The organism is Rugamonas violacea (assembly GCF_016461825.1).
GTDB lineage: Bacteria > Pseudomonadota > Gammaproteobacteria > Burkholderiales > Burkholderiaceae_D > Rugamonas.
This window is the reverse complement of record NZ_JAEMNU010000083.1, coordinates 91,316-108,369: the sequence shown is the minus strand read 5'-3', so window position 1 is coordinate 108,369 and position 17,054 is coordinate 91,316. Positions and strand designations below refer to the sequence as shown.

Annotated in this window: 15 protein-coding genes; 2 read left to right on the top strand and 13 right to left on the bottom strand. The window is 68.0% G+C overall.

The features are described from left to right. Window positions 1-96: 96 nt before the first annotated feature. A complete protein-coding gene (locus H7U20_RS16470) occupies window positions 97-1,410 on the top strand; it encodes a glycoside hydrolase family 18 protein (protein WP_199760232.1) in 1,314 nt (437 codons plus the stop codon). Between the two features lie 175 nt (window positions 1,411-1,585). Here H7U20_RS16470 and H7U20_RS16465 read toward each other — a convergent pair whose 3' ends face one another. The 11 genes from H7U20_RS16465 to H7U20_RS16415 form a co-directional block, all read right to left on the bottom strand. Further along, window positions 1,586-2,899, bottom strand: coding sequence for a tetratricopeptide repeat protein (locus H7U20_RS16465; RefSeq protein WP_199760231.1), 1,314 nt, complete (start codon window positions 2,897-2,899; stop codon window positions 1,586-1,588). A 213-nt stretch (window positions 2,900-3,112) separates the two neighbouring features. Continuing rightward, a complete protein-coding gene (locus H7U20_RS16460; RefSeq protein WP_199760230.1) occupies window positions 3,113-4,315 on the bottom strand; it encodes an ABC transporter ATP-binding protein in 1,203 nt (400 codons plus the stop codon). Then, window positions 4,315-5,631, bottom strand: a complete 1,317-nt coding sequence (locus H7U20_RS16455; RefSeq protein ID WP_199760229.1) for an MFS transporter — start codon at window positions 5,629-5,631, stop codon at window positions 4,315-4,317. The genes H7U20_RS16460 and H7U20_RS16455 overlap by 1 nt, the downstream gene beginning before the upstream one ends. A gap of 60 nt (window positions 5,632-5,691) precedes the next feature. Continuing rightward, window positions 5,692-7,203, bottom strand: coding sequence for a beta-N-acetylhexosaminidase (nagZ, locus tag H7U20_RS16450; RefSeq protein ID WP_199760228.1), 1,512 nt, complete (start codon window positions 7,201-7,203; stop codon window positions 5,692-5,694). Further along, window positions 7,200-8,018 (bottom strand): carbohydrate ABC transporter permease, encoded by an 819-nt coding sequence (locus H7U20_RS16445; RefSeq protein ID WP_199760227.1) that lies wholly within the window; start codon window positions 8,016-8,018, stop codon window positions 7,200-7,202. The genes nagZ and H7U20_RS16445 overlap by 4 nt, the downstream gene beginning before the upstream one ends. Continuing rightward, window positions 8,018-8,887: a carbohydrate ABC transporter permease gene (locus H7U20_RS16440; RefSeq protein WP_199760226.1), complete on the bottom strand. Its 870-nt coding sequence runs from the start codon at window positions 8,885-8,887 to the stop codon at window positions 8,018-8,020. Before H7U20_RS16440 ends, H7U20_RS16445 begins: the two co-directional genes overlap by 1 nt. 14 nt (window positions 8,888-8,901) lie before the next feature. Then, window positions 8,902-10,158: an ABC transporter substrate-binding protein gene (locus H7U20_RS16435; protein WP_199760225.1), complete on the bottom strand. Its 1,257-nt coding sequence runs from the start codon at window positions 10,156-10,158 to the stop codon at window positions 8,902-8,904. Window positions 10,159-10,316: 158 nt separating this feature from the next. Beyond that, window positions 10,317-11,330, bottom strand: coding sequence for an SIS domain-containing protein (locus tag H7U20_RS16430; protein ID WP_199760392.1), 1,014 nt, complete (start codon window positions 11,328-11,330; stop codon window positions 10,317-10,319). Between the two features lie 5 nt (window positions 11,331-11,335). Further along, a complete protein-coding gene (gene nagA, locus H7U20_RS16425; RefSeq protein WP_199760224.1) occupies window positions 11,336-12,433 on the bottom strand; it encodes an N-acetylglucosamine-6-phosphate deacetylase in 1,098 nt (365 codons plus the stop codon). After that, window positions 12,430-13,164 carry a GntR family transcriptional regulator gene (locus H7U20_RS16420; protein WP_199760223.1) on the bottom strand — a complete coding sequence of 245 codons (735 nt, stop codon included), beginning with the start codon at window positions 13,162-13,164 and terminating at the stop codon, window positions 12,430-12,432. The genes nagA and H7U20_RS16420 overlap by 4 nt, the downstream gene beginning before the upstream one ends. Before the next feature lie 5 nt (window positions 13,165-13,169). Continuing rightward, window positions 13,170-14,039 (bottom strand): glucosamine kinase nucleotide-binding domain-containing protein, encoded by an 870-nt coding sequence (locus tag H7U20_RS16415; protein WP_199760222.1) that lies wholly within the window; start codon window positions 14,037-14,039, stop codon window positions 13,170-13,172. 330 nt (window positions 14,040-14,369) lie between these two features. Between H7U20_RS16415 and H7U20_RS16410 the strand changes: the two genes are divergently transcribed. Then, the gene (locus H7U20_RS16410) at window positions 14,370-14,651 is read left to right on the top strand and encodes a hypothetical protein (protein WP_199760221.1); all 282 of its coding nucleotides are present in this window, start codon (window positions 14,370-14,372) and stop codon (window positions 14,649-14,651) included. 133 nt (window positions 14,652-14,784) lie between these two features. On the opposite strand, the gene H7U20_RS16405 is transcribed toward H7U20_RS16410, so the two are convergent. Further along, entirely contained in the window at window positions 14,785-16,155 is a 1,371-nt protein-coding gene (locus tag H7U20_RS16405; protein WP_199760220.1) for a GIN domain-containing protein, read from the bottom strand. A gap of 194 nt (window positions 16,156-16,349) precedes the next feature. After that, window positions 16,350-16,700, bottom strand: a complete 351-nt coding sequence (locus H7U20_RS16400) for a hypothetical protein (RefSeq protein WP_199760219.1) — start codon at window positions 16,698-16,700, stop codon at window positions 16,350-16,352. Window positions 16,701-17,054 lie beyond the last annotated feature (354 nt).

Sequence of the window (17,054 nt, the reverse complement as noted above, 5' to 3'; positions counted from 1 at the left end):
TAGCAACCGGGAAATGTCCGAATGTCGGCACTGACCCCGGGGGAGGGCCGCCATTGTTGGCGGCCTTTTTTTGATGGCGATGAATGGAGTAAACGTATGCGCATGACTGTGAATGTGGCGGGGCTGGCTTGGGCCGGGTTGGCGGCGTTGGCGCCGCCGTCGCTGCATTGCGCCGAGATCGTCGGCTACTATCCGGGCTGGAAGTCGGCCAGCTTCGCGCCCAGCGCCGCCAACATCGATGCGCGCAAGTTGACGGTGCTGATGTATGCCTTCCTCGATACCTGCCGCGACGGCCGTCACGGCAATCCCGATCCTGCCACCGGCGGGCTGGCGCCATGCCAGGACGCCGGCGGCGCGGCGCACCAGCCGGCCGACGGCACGCTGGTGCTGGCCGACGCCGTGCGGGACGCCGCCAACCTGCGCGCGCTGGTCGCGCTCAAGCAGGCCAATCCCAAGCTGCGCGTGCTGCTGTCGGTGGGCGGCTGGAACTGGTCGAATCAGTTTTCCAACCTGGCCGCCGAGCCGGCCGCGCGCGCCGCCTTCGTGGCGTCGACGCTGGCGCTGCTGCGCCGCTTCGACCTCGACGGCGTCGACATCGACTGGGAGTATCCGGGCGCGGTGGGTGTGGCCTGCACCATCGGCCAGCTGTGCGAGCGCGCCGCCGACAAGCAGAACTACGTCACCTTGGCGCGCGAGCTGCGCGCCGCCTTCACCCTTGCCGGCCGCGCCGACGGCAAGCACTATCTGATCACCATCGCCGCCGGCGCCAACGCCTCCTTCGTCAGCGACGGGCCGCAGGGCGGCGCCTGGATCAAGGCGTTGGCGGCCAGTCTGGATTGGATCAACATCATGTCCTACGACTTCCATATGCCGTGGGAGAAGAGCAGCGGCCACCTGGCCGCGCTGGATGTGGACCCGGCCGATCCGCTCAAGGATGGCGGCTTGTACGGCGTGGCCTCGGTGCGCCGCTACCTGGCCGCCGGCGTGGCACCGCAGCAGCTGGTCTTGGGGCTGCCGTTTTATGGCTACGGCTGGAAGGGCTGCGCGCCCGGGCCGGCCGGCGATGGCCAGTACCAGGCCTGCGCCGGCGCGGCCGACGGTGGCAACGATGGCGCGTCGAGCTACAGCTTCGCTCATCTGTTACAACAGGGTTTGCTGCTGGCCGATGGACAGGGCCGCTATACGCTGGGTGGCAAGGGCTATGTGCGGCACTGGAACGCCAAGGCGCAGGCGCCGTATCTGCACCACGCCGGCAGCGGCAGCTGGATCAGCTATGAGGACGAGGCGTCGTTGCGCGCCAAGGCGGCGTACATCCGCAGTGCCAGGCTGCGCGGCGCGATGTTCTGGGAGTTGAGCGCGGACGGCGGCCAGACGCTGGGCGGCGCCTTGGCCGAGGCGCTGGGGCGCTAGCGCGCGGAGAAACCCCACCGGCAAAGAGCCGGGGTCGGACCCGGCGGGTCCGACCCCAGATCGCGCTCCTGGGTTTTGTCGGCGCCGCGCGGGCCTTTGAAAAACAAAAAAGCTGGGCGGTTCGTGTGAACCGTCCAGCTTTTTTGTTAGGTGGCCGGCTGGCGCCGGCGCGGCATTACTTGGCGGCGGCCGGCGCTGCGGTTTCGGCGCGGTTCAGCCAGATCAGCCAGTAGCGGGCCAGGTCGTTGCGGCCGTCGGCGCCTTGGATGGCGCTGAGCGCCTTGACGGCTTCGGCTTTTTTGCCGGCCATCGCGTAGGCGTAGGCCAGGCGCAGCTTGGCGTCGTCAGGGTTTTTCAGCACGCCCTTGGCGATCCCTTTTTCCATCAGCTCCAGACCCTTGTCGAACTGGTCCATCGTGACGTAGGCGTAACCCAGGTTGACCAGGCCGACGCCGTCCTTCGACTTGGCGGCCGAGGCTTCGCCGCTGGCGATGGTCTTGGCGTCGTCCGCCGCGCCCTTGTTGGCCTGGTCGCGCAGCTTCTTGTGCTTGGCGGCGTTCGGGCCGGTGCCCAGTTCGCCCGTTTCGAAACCGGCGTCCATGGCCTTTTTCGCTTCGACGAAGAAGCCGGCCTGCAGCGCCAGTTCGGCCAGGTCGGTGTAGTCCTCGGGTGCCAGCTTGCTCAGCACGGCCTTCTGCAGGCGCAGCATGTCGAGCTGGAGGCGCTGCGAATAGCTGGCCTTGCCCTGGGTGCGGCTCAGCAGGTCGGTCCAGTAGGCTTCGGTCGGGTAGTAGGTGACCAGGCCTTCGATCGCCACCAGGTACAGGGCGGTGTCCTTGGTCTTGGCGCCGACGTTGGCTTGCAGTTGCAGCAGTTCGATGGGCGGGCGGGTGCCGGCGGCCTTGGCGGCGGCCAGGTCCTTCTCGACTTCGGTCTTGACGGTGGCGAAGTCATTGTTGAAGAACATGGCGCGCAGGATGTATGGCCGCACCGACTTGGTGTCGCCCGACTCGGTCTGGTAGCGGGTGAACCAGGCGATGGCTTTCGGGTAGTCCTTGGCGTTGTAGTACATATTGCCCAGCGCCTGGATGAACTGGATCTGGTCGGTGCCAGGCAGCTTGCCCGAGTTGATCACCGCTTCCAGCGCCGGCATGGCCAGGGCGTTGTTGTTGGTGGACGAGCCGAGCGCCACGCGCATGCGGTTCAGGACGAAGTCTTCGTATGGGGTCTTGTTGGCCATCGCTTCGGCCTGGTCGATGCGGCTTTGCACCTCGGCGTAGTTCTTCGCCGTCATCAGGTCCTTGATCTGGGTCGGGTCGACCAGCTTGTAGATCTCCGGGCGCACCGTATCCGGTTTAGGCGCTTCCGCGACCGGCGCGGCGGCTTTTTCGGCGGCGCTGGCGGACGACATGCCCAGCAGGGCGGGGGCGGCATTCAGGCCGATGGCGGCCAGGATCAGGCTGATACGGGCGAGACGGAAGTGGGACATGGATTATCCTTCAATCAAAGACACGATGACGCGCGGCGCTGGTGGGCCGCATCGTCGCTTAGGGACCTGCGAATTCGGTGAATCCGCCAAAACCGCACATTCTGCCACTCCTTGCGGGGAAGGAGAAGGGCGGCCCGGCAAATCGGCCATATTGTTACATAAAACCGGCGCCGGCCGGCGCGCGGGCTAGCGTGCGCGCGGCGCCGCGCCGCGTCAGGGCGGCGGCAGGGCGCGGCCGCCGGCGTCGAACAGCAGGCAGCGCTGCGGCGGCAGATGGATGCGGGCGCGGCTGCCGGCCAGCGGCGGCGCCGAATCGGCGGCCTGCTTGACGGCGATCATCTCCGGCGCGCCGTCGAGCGTGGTGTAGACGATGGCGACGTCGCCCAGATACTCGACATGGCCGACGCCGACTTCGATCAGGTTGGCGCCGTCCTGCCGCGCCTCGTGCAGCGTCAGGTGTTCGGCGCGCACACCGAGGCTGAGCTGGTCGCCGACGGCGACGCCGCCGTGATTGCCGCCATCGTCAGCGCCAGCGCCGGCGCCATGGCCGGCGACACCGGCGACACCGGCGACACCGGCGGCACCGGCGGCACCGGCGGCGCGCTGCGCCACCGCCACCGCCACCACGGCGCCGCCGGGCAGGCGCACCGTCACCTGGCCGGGCGCCAGCGCCAGCACCTCGGCCGGAATGAAGTTCATCTTTGGCGTGCCGAGGAAGCCGGCGACGAAGCGGTTGCCGGGCCGGTTGTACAGGTCGAAGGGCGTGCCGACCTGCTCGATGCGGCCGCCGTTGAAGACGACGATGCGCTGGCCCAGTGTCATCGCCTCGACTTGGTCGTGGGTGACGTAGATCATGGTGGTCTTGAGCTCCTGGTGCAGCCGGCTCAATTCGACGCGCATCTGCACGCGCAGGCTGGCGTCCAGGTTCGACAGCGGCTCGTCGAACAGGAACAGCTCGGGCTTGCGCACGATGGCGCGGCCGATCGCCACGCGCTGGCGCTGGCCGCCGGACAGCTCCTTCGGTTTGCGCTTGAGCAGCGGGCCGATTTGCAGGATGTCGGCGGCGCGTTCGACGGCGCCGCGCACCGTGTCGGCCGGCTGGCCGGCCAGCTTGAGGGCGAAGGCCATGTTCTCGTACACCGTCATGTGCGGATACAGCGCGTAGGACTGGAACACCATGGCCAGCTTGCGCTGCGCCGGGGCGATGTCGTTGGCCAGCTGGCCGCCGATGTGCAGCTCGCCGGCGCTGATGCTTTCCAGGCCGGCGATCATGCGCAGCAGGGTCGACTTGCCGCAGCCCGAGGGGCCGACGAAGACGACGAACTCGCCGTCGGCGATGTCGAGGTCGACGCCGTGGATGGTGTCGTGCTTGCCGTCGTAGCTTTTGACGATCCCGCGCAGGCTGACGCTGGCCATCAACCGGCCTTGGCCACGGCCGGCTTGGGCTGCGCCACCGCCTCGTCTTCCGGCTGCGGCCGCGCGCTCATCGGAATGATCTGCGACAGCACCGCCACCGGCACGGCGCTGAGCATGACCCAGATGAAGAAGTGCTGGTAGCCGATGGCGATCTGGATGTCGCCGCTGACCAGTTTGAACAGCACCAGGCCGAGCTGCATGATGCCGGTGGCGAAGGCATAGTGGGCGGTCTGGTATTTGCCCGGCGCGACCACCTGCATCATGTACAGGATCAGGCCGACGAAGCCGAAGCCGTAGCCGAACATCTCGACGCTGAGCGCGGTGCCGATCACCAGCAGCTCGGTCGGCTGGTAGGCCGACAGCAGGTAGAACACCACGTTGGGCAGGTTGACCGCCAGGATCAGCCAGAGGATGGCGCGCTTCAGGCCCAGCCAGGAGGTGAAGTAGCCGCCGGCGATGCTGCCGACCACGAAGGCGACGGTGCCGACGGTGCCGTAGACGGCGCCCACTTCGGCGGTCGACAAACCCAGGCCGCCCAGTTCGCGCGCCTCGCGCAGGAACAGCGGACCGATCGCCTGCACCTGCGCCTCGCCGGCGCGGAACAGGATGATGAAGACGATGGAGACCCAGATGCCGGGTTTTTTTAGGAAGTCGACGATGACTTCGAACAGGGTGCGGGCGATGGCCTTGGCGGTGATGTCGGCGGCGATGACGTTCTTCGCCTGCGGCAGCGCCCAGCTGTTGTAGGCGCCCAGCGCCAGCATCAACCCGGCCAGGATGCCGAAGCAGATGGTCCACGCCGGCACCACGCCGAGGGTCTTCTCGAAGTGGCCGGCCAGCAGCAGCAGGGCGCCGGTGGTGAAGAACTTGCCGGCGTTGAAGAAGGTGCCGGTCCAGCCGGCATACTGCGCCTGGCCTTTTTCATCCAGGCTGGTGATGTACAGGCCGTCGCAGGCGATGTCGTGGGTCGACGAGGCGATCGCCACCAGCGCCAGCATGGCCATCGAGGCGGCGAACCAGAACGGCGCCTGCAGCGCCAGCGCCACCAGCCCGAGGCAAACGCCGCCGAGGATCTGGAAGCCGACCACCACCAGCTTCTTGCTGCTGGCCAGTTCCAGGAAGGGACTCCACAACGGCTTGAAGACCCAGGCCAGGCCGATCACGCCGGTCCAGTGGTTCAACTCGTCGTTGGGAACGCCCATACTCTTGAGCATTTGGCTGGCCACGATGGCCACCGCAAAGAAGGGCAGGCCCTGCGCCAGGTATAGGCTGGGGACCCAGAATTTCGGATTGCGTACGTCGTGGTTCTTATTCATCGCTGCGTCATCTCCATGTGTCGGCGTGGTCGCCGGCTGGTTTGTTGTCGGTTTGTGGGATCAGTCGAAGCCGGGCACCGGCACGCGGCCGCCGGCCTCCAACTGGCCGGCCAGCCAGGCGTTGACGGCGTCGAGCGCCGGCGCGGCGAAGCCGTAGGTGATCAGCGCCGGCGCGGCGAAGTCGAGCGCCTGGTAGGGGTTCCACAGCGCCAGGTGCAGGTCGGGGCGCCAGGTGCTGCGGGCGTGCGCGCCGTAGCGCAGGCGCGAGGTCGAGGCCAGCACGGTGTAGCGGCCGTCCTGCGGCAGCGCGCTCCAATCGAAGGTCTCGGCGTCGGCGTAGGTCACCAGTTCGACCTCGAACAGGCGGCGCAGCGAGTCGGCCACCGCCTCGGCCGGCACGCCGGCTTCGGAGACGCCGTCGCTGACCACGTCCTGGCGTACCACCAGGCGCAGCCTGGCGTCGCGCGCCGGGCGTTGCGGCGCGCCCTTGGCGCTCAGCGCGCGGCGCCAGCCCTCGGCCATCAGCACGCGGTCGCTGAGGTCCTCCTTGTACGAGCGCGGCTGGCACGGGTAGGCCCGCGCCAGCGCGGCCAGGCGCGCCAGGGCTTGGTTCATGTCGTCGATGAGCAGGCTGCCGTCGGCCAGCGCGTCGGCGATGGCGTCCAGCGTCTCTTCCTGTGTTTCGTTGGTGCCGAGCGCCATCACCATGTCGGCGCCGGCCTGCAGTGCGCGCACGGCGGCCTTGCCGACGCCGTAGCGGCCGGCGATGGCGTGCATGTCCATGCCGTCGGTGATGATGATGCCGCGATACTGCCACTCCTCGCGCAGCAGATCGTGCAGGATGCGGCGCGACATGGTGGCCGGATTGTCGGCGTCGAGCGAGGGGTAGACGATGTGCGCCGTCATCATGGCCGGCGCCACCGGCGCGGCCATGCGGAAGGGGGCGAATTCGAACTGTTCCAGTTCGGCCAGCGGCTTGTCGACGGTGGGCAGGTCGCGGTGCGAATCGACGTGGGTGTCGCCGTGGCCGGGGAAGTGCTTGACGCAGCAGGCCACGCCCTCGGCGTGGCTGCCGGCCATCCAGGCCATGCCCAGTTCGGCGGCGCGGCGCGGCTCGGCGCCGAAGGAGCGCTCGGCGATGACCGGGTTGTGCGGGTTGTTGTTCAGGTCCAGCACCGGGGCGAAGTTCCAGTTGAAGCCGAGCGACTTGACGGCGCGCGCCACGGCGGCGCCGGTGCGGTAGGCCAGGTCCTTGTCGTCGGCCGCGCCCAGGCCCATCGCCGCCGGCGGCGCCGGCACCCAGGTCGAGCGCACCACGGCGCCGCCTTCCTGGTCGATGGCGATCAGCGAGTCGGGACCCATCACCTCGCGCAGCGCGGCGGTCAGGCGGCCTAGCTGCTCGGCGTCGCGCATATTGCCGCGGAACAGACAGACGGCGCGGATGGCGTTGGTCCGCAGGAAGGCGGCGGTGGCGGCATCGAGCTCGGTGCCGGGAAAGCGGATCATGATCAGCTGGCCGGCGATGCGGCGCAGCGCGTCGCGGCAGGGGGGGGGTGTTGCGGGGTGGTTCATTTCACAGCTCCGTCCATGCCACGCATGAAGAATCGTTGAGTAAAGAGGAAGGCGGCCAGGGTCGGCAGCACCGTCAACACGGTGCCGGCGGCGATCACCCGGGTGCTGCTGCCGAAGGTGCCGCGCAGGTAGAGCACGCCGACCGACAGCGGGAATTCATCGGGCTTGCTCATCACGATGGAGGGCCAGATGTATTCGTTCCAGGCTTCGACCGCCGTCAGGATGCCGACCGTGGCCAGCCAGGGGGCGATCAGCGGCAGCATGATCTTGCTGAAAATGGTCCACTCGGAGGCGCCGTCGACGCGGGCGGCGTCGATCAGATCCTGCGGCACCTCCTCGAAGGCTTGCTTGAGCAGCAGGATGGCCACCGCCGTCACCACGTTGGGCAGGATCACGCCGGTGTAGGTGTCGACCAGGCTGAGTTTGGTGACGGTGATGAAGTTGACCAGGAAGTTGACCTCGGACGGCAGCACCAGCGTGGCCAGGATCAGGCCGAACACCAGCTTGCGGCCACGGAAGCGCAGGCGCGCCAGCGGGTAGGCGGCCATCGAGCACAGGGTCAGTTTCCAGAACACCGTGCAGGCGGCGATGAAGACCGAATTGCGCAGGAAGGACCAGAGCGGAATCGCGCGCAGCACCTCGGCGAAGTTTTCCAGCGACGGCGCGCGCGGCCAGAAGGTGGGCGGGAAGGCGAAGATGTTGCCCTCGGTGGAGAGCGCGGTGACCAGCGTCCACCAGAACGGGAACACGCAGACGACGGCCAGCGCGCACAGGATGAGGTAGTGGCCGAGGACCTGGAGGTGGCGTGGTTTCATCAGCGGTGTTTAGGTTTGAGGTAGCGCAGGCAGAGCAGGGCGATGGCCACGCAGATCAGCGAGACGACGAAGCTGGCGGCCAGCGCGCGCGGCAGCTTGAGGTGCTTCAGGCCCTGGTCGTAGGCGTAGTACAGCGCGGTGAAGGTGGAGTTCATCGGTCCGCCCTGGGTCAGCACGTCGACTTCCTGGTAGGCCTTCAGCGCGGCCAGCACCGACAGGATGGTGCAGACCATGATGGTCGGCCGCAGCATCGGCACGGTGATTTTCCAGAAGCGCTGCCAGCGGTTGGCGCCGTCGAGGATGGCGGCTTCCTGCATGTCGGCCGGCACCGCCTGCAGCGCCGCCAGGTACATCACCATATACCAGCCCAGGCCGCGCCACAGCGTGACGAACATGATGGCGAACAGCGCCAGCGCGTCGTTGGACAGCCAGCCGACCGGCGCGCCGACCAGGTGCATGGCCATCAGCACGTAGTTCAGCGCGCCCTGTTCGTGGAACATGAAGCCCCACATGATGCCGACCACCGAGACGGTGGTCACCACCGGCACATAGAAGGCGGCGCGGAAGTAGCGGATGCCGGGCAGCTGGTTGTTGACCAGCACGGCCAGGCCGAGCGCGCCGATCTGCACGAAGGGCACCATCAGCAGGAACAGCAGGGAGTTGCTCAGGCCGGTGACGAACATGTCGTTGTCGAAGATGTAGCGGAAGTTGTCCAGGCCGACCCAGTGGGTGGGGCGGATCAAGCTGTAGTCGGTGAAGGCCAGGTAGGAGCCGAAGCCGACCGGCCAGAACGAAAACACCGCCAGCAAAATCAGGGCGGGGGCCAGGAACAACCAGGCTTGCGGGCTGTGGCGACTGTGCTTGTGCATGGACTGGCTCATCGTCAGCGGCGGCGCAGCGCGGCGAGTTTCTTGTTCCAGATCGTCACCGCCTGGTCGAGCGCCTGCTTGACGTCCTGCTTGCCGGTGACGCCCGCCTCGACCGCCTTCACCAGGTAGCGGCGCAGCTCGTCGTAGTCGTCGATGCCGGCGACGTACAGGGTGTGCGCGTGCGGCATCGAGACGGCGCCCGCCGCGACGGCCTTTTCGGCCGCGCCGGCGCGCGCCGGCACGGTGGTGAAGAAGGCGTCGTTGGCGGCCTGGCGCATGGCCGGGTAGACGCTGGCCTGCTTGGCGAAGGCCAGCTGGTTGGCGTCGTTGGTGAGGAAGCGGGCGAACTTGCCGACCGCCGGCAGCAGCCTGGCGTCGACGCCGGTGGGCACGGCGAAATGGATCAGCCAGCCGCCGTCGGCGATGCCGGTCGGCCCCAGCGGCGCCGGCGCCACGTCGGTGATGGCGTAGATGTCCTTGGCGTCGCCCTCGATGCGCTTGAGCGCGGTGGGCGGCGCCAGCAGCATGCCGAGGCGGCCGCCCTTGTAGGCGTCGATCGCGGCGGGGAAGTTGTCCTCGGCGAACAGGCTGTCCTTGAGCAGGCCGCCGGCGCGGTAGGTGGCGGCGAGTTTTTCGATCAGCGCGACGTGGCGCGGCGAGTTGAACACGGCGCGCCGCTCGACGATCAGCGGCAGGCCTTGCTGCAGCATCAGGCCGTCGATCTTGGCCAGCGCCGGGCACAGGCCGGCCTTGCCGGTGCGCTCGGCGATCTGGCGGGCGAAGGCCAGTTGCTCGTCGAGGTCGCGCGGGGCGCGGACGATGCCGGCGGCCTGGAAGATTTGGGTGTTGTAGGCGATCACCGCGACATTGCTGTAGAGCGGGAAGCCGTAGGTCTTGCCGCCGAAGGTGAGGTCTTCCAGCGTCGACGGGATGTAGCGCGGGCGGGCCTCGCCGAGCAGGGCGTCGACCGGCGTGAGCAGGCCGTCGCGGGCGAATTCGTCGGCCCAGGGCACGTTCAGGTTGACCAGCGCGGGCGGCGTGCCGGCGACGATGCGGGTCACCAGTTTGGTCTGGATCACGTCCCAGGGGAAGTCGACCCATTCGATCTTGACGCCGGGGTTGCCGGCCTCGTACTGGCGCACCAGGCCTTCGAAGTAGGGGGTGAATTTTGGCTTCATGCTGAAGGTCCAGAATTCGATCTTCTGCGGCGCCGCCGCTTGCGCGGACAGGCCCAGTGCCATCAATGCTGCGAGCAGTAGTTTGATCTTCATTGATGGACGGGCTGCGGGTGAGTGCTGCGGTCGGAATTCGAATAATCGTTGAAGCGTCGTTGCCGCGCCGGCAGGAATCCATGCCGAGCCTCGATTCGGGCGCGCTATGGGTTCCCGCCTGCGCGGGAACGACGGTTTCGCCTCCAACTAATCAATGCCTAGTTGGTCTTGGTGACTTTGCTCAGGTGGCGCGGGCGGTCCGGGTCCATGCCGCGCGCCGCCGACAGCTTGGCCGCCATGACGTAGAAGGCCTGCACCGCGACGATCGGGTCGAGGTCCGGCGTCGCCGCGACCGGCAGGGTCAGGTCGCGTTCGGCCACGTCGGCCGGCGCGGCCAGCAGCACGCGGGCGCCACGGCCGCGCATTTCGGTGGCCAGTTCCAGCAGGCCGGCCTGGGTCGGGCCACGGGTGGCGAAGATCAGCAGCGGATAGCCTTCCTCCACCAGCGCCATCGGGCCGTGCTTGATCTCGGCGCCGCTGAAGGCTTCGGCCTGCAGGGCCGAGGTTTCCTTGAATTTCAGCGCCGCTTCGAGCGCCAGCGGGAAGCTGATGCCGCGACCGACCACCATGATGTTCTTGGCCGGGGCCAGCACCTCGATGGCGGCCGACCAGTCTTCCTTGGTGGCGGCGGTCAGCGATTCGGGCAGCGCCTCCAGGCCGGCCAGCAGCTCGGGGTCGTTCTGCCATTGCGCCACCAGGCGGGCACCGGCCACCAGGCTGGTGATGAAGCTCTTGGTGGCGGCGACGCTTTGCTCCTTGCCGGCGCGCAGCGGGATGGCCCATTCGGCGGCCTGCGCCAGCGGCGAGTCGATGTCGTTGACCAGGGCGATGGTGGTGGCGCCGCCGTCGCGGAAGTAGCGGATCGGCTCGACCACGTCCGGGCTCTGGCCCGACTGCGAGATGGCGATGGCCAGCGTGTCGCGGGTGATCAGCGGCGATTTGTGCAGCGTCACCAGCGACATCGGCAGCGAGGCGACGACGCGGCCGAGGCGGGCCATGATCAGGTAGGCGGCGTAGGCCGAGGCGTGGTCGGAGCTGCCGCGCGCCACCGTCAGCGCGGTGGAGAACGAGGTGCTCCTCAATTTGCGACCCAGTTCGGCGTAGCGCTCGGTGTCGTTGGCCAGTTGGTGGGCAACGCACTCGGCGGCGGACAGGGCTTCTTTCAACATCATTGAGGTCACAGCAGTTCTCCTTCGATATAGACGGCTTTGAGTTTGAGATCGCGGTCGAGCACCACCACGTCGGCATAAGCGCCGGGGGCCAGGCGCCCGCGTTCCTGCAGGCCGAGATAGTCGGCCGCATAGGTTGAGACGCGGGCCGAGGCGTCCGCCAGGTCGAGGCCGAGTCCGACCAGGTTGCGCAGCGCCTGGTCCATGGTGAGGGTGCTGCCGGCCAGCGTGCCGTCGGCCAGGCGCACGCCGCCCATGCACTTGTGCACGGTGTGGCGGCCCAGCATGTACTCGCCGTCCGGCATGCCGGTGGCGGCGGTCGAATCGGTGACGCAGTACAGGTGCGGAATGGCGCGCAGGGCGACCTTGATCGCGCCCGGGTGCACGTGCAGCAGGTCGGGGATCAGTTCGGCGTACTGGGCGTGCGCCAGCGCGGCGCCGACCATGCCCGGCTCGCGGTGGTGCAGGCCGGTCATGGCGTTGAACAGGTGGGTGAAGCCGGCCGCGCCGTGCTCGATGGCGGCGACGCCGTCCTCGTAGGAACCGAGGGTGTGGCCGATCTGCACGCGCATGCCGGCCTCGGTCAGCTCGCGCACCAGGTTCAGGTGGCCGCCGATTTCCGGCGCCACCGTGATCAGGCGCAGCGGCGCCAGTTCGGCCAGACGCTGCACGTCGGCCAGCTTGGCGGCGCGGGCGAAGTCGGGTTGCGCGCCGAGCTTGCCGGAGTTGATGTAGGGGCCTTCGAGGTGGGCGCCGAGCACCCGCGCCTCGCCCGGATGGCGCGTGGCGCAGGCGGCGCCGATGGCGCGCAGGGCCAGCTCGATATCCTCCGGCGGCGCCGTCATGGTGGTGGCCAGCATGCTGGTGGTGCCGTATCGGGCGTGCACGGTGGCGATGGCGCGCACCGCGTCGCCGCCCTCCATGACGTCCTTGCCGCCGCCGCCGTGGACGTGCAGGTCGATGAAGCCGGGGATGACGTAGTCGTCGCCGTTCTGGCTCGGGTCGGTGGCGCTGCCGTGGATGGCGGCGATGCGCTGGTCGAAGGTGATTTCACCGCGCACCCAGCCGGCCGAGGTCAGGATGTTGCCTTGGATTGCACTGCTCATCTGCGTGACTCCGCTACGAATTCATAATAATCACTGCGGCAATACGAGTGGGTCAGTTCCACCGCTGCGCCGTTGTCGAGATAACTGACGCGGGTGATGTGCAGCATGGCGGCACCCGCAGGAATGTTGGCCAGGCGCGCCTGTTCGGCGCTGGCGTTGACGGCGCGGATATGCTGCAGCGCGCGCATCGGGATGGTGCCGTTGGCTTCCAGGTAGCCGTACAGCGAGTCGGTCACGCTGTGCGGATTGGGCATGTAGATGGCCGGGATGGTGGTCGTCTCGATCGCCATCACCACCTCGTCGGCGGTGCGCAGGCGTTTCAAACGCGCCACCGGCATGTTGGGCGACAGGCCCAGCGAAAGCAGTTCGAGCGGCGCGGCGATGCCGATGTCGCGCTGCAGCCAGCGCGAGCCGGCGGTGAAGCCGCGCTGGCGCAGCTCCTCGGAGAAGCTGGTCAGGCGCGACAGCGGTTGCTCCAGCTTGGGCGTGATGTAGGTGCCGGAGCCGCGCTTGCGGGTCAGCATGCCACGGTCGCACAGCATGTCGATGGCCTTGCGCGCGGTGACGCGCGAGATGGTCAGCATCTCCGACAGCACGCGCTCGGACGGCAGCGCCTCGTTGGCGCGCCAGTCGCCGCTGGAGATGCCGTCGGACAGCTTGTTGGCCAACTGCATATACAGCGGGGTGTCGCTGTCGGCGTCAGGCTTGAAATCGCTCAACTGGGCTAGCACTGTGGCTACTCCTTCAGGTGTTGTTGGATCAGCCGCAAGGCACCGGCAGCGGAGTCGCCTTGCGGCGGCACGACCCGCTTCAACAGATCCTGCGGCAGATAGGCGCGCAGCGGCGCGGCCAGTCCGCCGCACAGGGCGATCGGCAGCGCGCCGGCGGCGTCGAGCGCGTGGCCGATCAGCGCCACCTGGCGGCCCGCTTCGAGCAGCAGGGCGCGCGCTTCGGCGTCGCTGTCGGCGTGCTGCAGCACGATGCGGGCCAGTTGGGCGTATTGGGTCTGGCTGGCGTTGGCCAGCCAGACCTGGATGGCGTGGCGGTTGCCGCCGCAGGCCTCGATGACGGCGCGGGCGTAGTCGCTGCTGTCGCGGCGGCCGTCGACGACTTGTTCCATGTGGCCGGCGGCGCGCAGGCCGATCCAGGCGCCGCCGGCCTCGTCGCCGGCCGGGAAGCCCCAGCCGCCGACTTCGCGGCGCACGCCGTCGGCCTGCAGGATTTCGCCGACGCTGCCGGTGCCCAGCGCGATGATGGCGCCGGGCCGGCCGGCGTGGGCGCCGAGCAGGGTGGTGTAGGCGTCCGATTCGAGCGCGACGGCGGCGTAGCCGGGGTTGGCGGCGACGAATTCGGCGGCCCATTCGGGGTTGTGGACGCCGGCCAGGCCGAGGCCGATGGCGACGCCGGCGCGGCCCGGGTGGGCCAGGCCGGCGGCGGCGAAGGCCTGCTCGACGGCCCGTTCCACCGAGGCCCAGGCCTTGGCGATGCCGTGCAGCAGGCCGGAGGGGCCGGCGGCGCCTTCGGCCAGTTCGACGCCGTCGCGGCGCGCCAGGCGCACGCGGGTGCCGCTACCGCCACCGTCGACGCCGATTAAGTATTCGATCATGTTTGTATGAGCACGCAAATGAGTGGGCCAACGCGGGTTCCGCCGCGACCCGGCACGGTCGCTGGGGGCGCTGAAACCGGGGAGTTGTGGGGCACTATATGGTTGCCAAACCAGCTTGTCAACAGGTATTTAACTGGTATTAAATTTTTTGGAAGTGGCATTGCGCCACCTTGCTACCATTGTCCGCTAAGCTATTGTTTTTGAAGGGAATGATGGCCGCGCCATTTGGTATTGTCGAGGTGTTGAGTAAACGCCACTTCGGACTGGTTTTGCCCACCCCGGCGGCGACAGGAGTACACTGTCGCCTTTACCCTGAGTTGGAACGAATACATGAACAAGGCAGTACAAAGCGATTATTGGGACGAGTGGCAGAGCGAAGCGCTGGCGGCGGGCGTCAAGCCGGCCCTGGCCAAGCTGGGCATGGAGGTGCTGCGCGCGCACCGCAAGAACCGTTGGCCGAAGCATTTCCTCGGCCAAATGGACGACGGCCCGCTGATGCTCAGCATGTGCCTGGAGGAGCCCGACGAGAGCGAACTGCTGTTCATCGAGAACCTCTACCCCTACGACGACAAGCTGATCGCCGCGACCAAGAAGCGGCTGTGCTTCGAGTGAGTTGACGCGCGGGCGGGCCGGCCGGCCAAATCGGCGGCCTGAACGCGGCACGCAAACGACAACGCCCGGACTGGATAGTCCGGGCGTTGTCGTTTGTGGGGACACTGAATCAGGGCGGTGACGCGGCGGTGGGCTAGTCGCGGCCCTCGCGCTGGCCGTGGCGGTCGATGGTCACCAGGCGGGCCACGGTGTTGTTGGTTTGCAGGCGCGGCCTGAGCTTGACTTGGGCGCTGCCGGGGCCGCGCACCACGACGTCGGCCTGCTCGGCCTGCAATTGGCGGCCGTCGAGCTCGCCGGTGCCGCGCAGCTGCGCGCTCAGCGTTTGCGTGCGGCCCTCCAGTCTCACCTGGCCGGGGCCGTTCATGGTCAGCTTGACGCTCTTGCATTCGGGACTGGCCTGCAGTTCGCCGCTGCCGCTCATTTCGGCCTCGAGCGCGTCGCTGATCTTGTTCAGGTGGATGTTGCCGGGGCCACGGCTGCGGGCGAAGGCGCGCGCCACCGCCAGTTGGCGCGCGTCGAGCTTGCCGCTGCCGCTGAGTTCGGCGCTGAGCGTGGCGCTGCTGCCCGACAAGGTCATGTTGCCGGCGCTGCTGAGGATGACGCGGGCGTTCTGCGCCTGCAGGCCGCGCGCGGTCAGGTCGCCCGAGCCGTGCACTTCGGCGTCGAACTTCTTGATGTTGCCGGACACGCAGGCGTCGCCCGGCCCGCGCAGGACGGCGCTGACGCTGTCGGCGGCCAGGTCGCAGGCGTACAGGTCGCCCGAGCCGCTCAGCTCGGCGCGCAGCTCGCGGCTGGCGCCGCTCAGGCGCAGCGAGCCGGGGCCGCGCAGCACGGCGCTGACGCGCGCCGCCTGCAGCTCGGCGACGCGGACGTCGCCCGAGCCGGCCATCTCCAGCACCAGGTCGCCGCTGACGCCGGCCGCCTCGATGTCGCCGGGGCCGCTGGCCTGCAAGGTCAGGCTGGCCGCTTTCAGCTGGCGCAGGTCGACGTCGCCGCTGCCGCTGGCGTGCACGGTCAGCGCGCCCACGCTGCCGGCGGCGCGCACGTCGCCCGGGCCGCCGGCGTCGAGGCTCAGCTTGTCGCCCTTGAACTGCTGCAGCTCGATGTCGCCGGAGCCGGACGATTTCAGACTCTTCAGTTCGGGCGCCTGGACGTACAGCACCAGCAGCCTGGGCTGCTTGCCGAAGCTCAGGTTCCAGCCGGAGCGCTTGGCCGCGCGCAGCACCAGCGTGTCGCCGACCACCTTGCTGTCGATCTCGGCGAACTGCTTGCTGGGGCCGCGCAGGTCCAGGCCGCGCTCGCCCTGGGCGCTGACCACCAATTGGTAGGGGCCGGACACGTCGATGGCGCTGAACGGCGGCAGGCTGCGGTGCTCGACGCCGATGGCGGCGTCGGCGACGCTGGACGGCCGCGAGCGGTCGTCGGCGCGGGCCGGCTGGACGGCGATCAGACTCAGCAGCAGGGGCAGCAGCAGGGGCAGGGCGGGAGTGGTCAGCGGTTTCATGGGGCGTCGTCGTGGGGGCGGGGGTGGCTAGACAATATGATAAAACGCCGGCGGGTGGAAGGTCCGTGGGACAGAAGCGCGAAATGGCGGGACCAGATGCGCAAAAACGCGGCTGGACGGTGCCGGGGAGGCGGCGTGGTGGACAAAAAAAAAGCCCTTGCGAGCAAGGGCTGTGGAAACGGTCAGGTTTGCGCCTAGGCCGTGAACTTCTCGTCTTTTTCCTTTTGTCCGCTAATGACCAGCAGGACCGCGCCGAGGAACAACATCGAGTACATCTTCGGCTCGGGCACGGTGGAGTACTTGGTTTTTGGCGCCAGGGCATGGGCCGCGAACTGACCGGCCGCCTTGCCGGCGCGCTCGGTTTGGACGGGCGCGAGGGAGCTGCGTGGTTGGCCCCAGGGCGCGCTGCCGTGTTTGAGTTCGGTGTTGCCCAGGAATTGTTCGGCGCCTTGCAGCGCGTCGCCCAGCGTGTTTGCTTCGGTCTCGACCGCCAGGGTCGGTGTGCTGCGGGCCGTGCTGCGTGGCGCTGCGGGTGGAGCTGCCATTGTGGCCGGCAGCGTGGCAAGCATGAAAATGAAGGATGATGCCCTTATTATGTTTTTCATCAAATTCCCCGGTGTTATTGATACCAAAAAGCTGGTATGCGTTGCTGTCCGGCTAGGGGCGGTGCCTTGCCCGGCCGTGTGGCCCACGCTGTTTTTTCCCGAATGAAATGTCCGCCAAGCGCCGCCCGCCAAACGTTGTCTAGGTGGCGGGAATGGCTGGTATTTGCTGAGCGGCCGAAGTCAATTAAATCATAGTAGCCACGCGCTGCATATTTAAATTTGACAATATCCGTTGTTGTTTTAGAACGGCGAAACTATGGGCCAACTTGGTGCGGAAGGGAAGTTTTCCAGGGG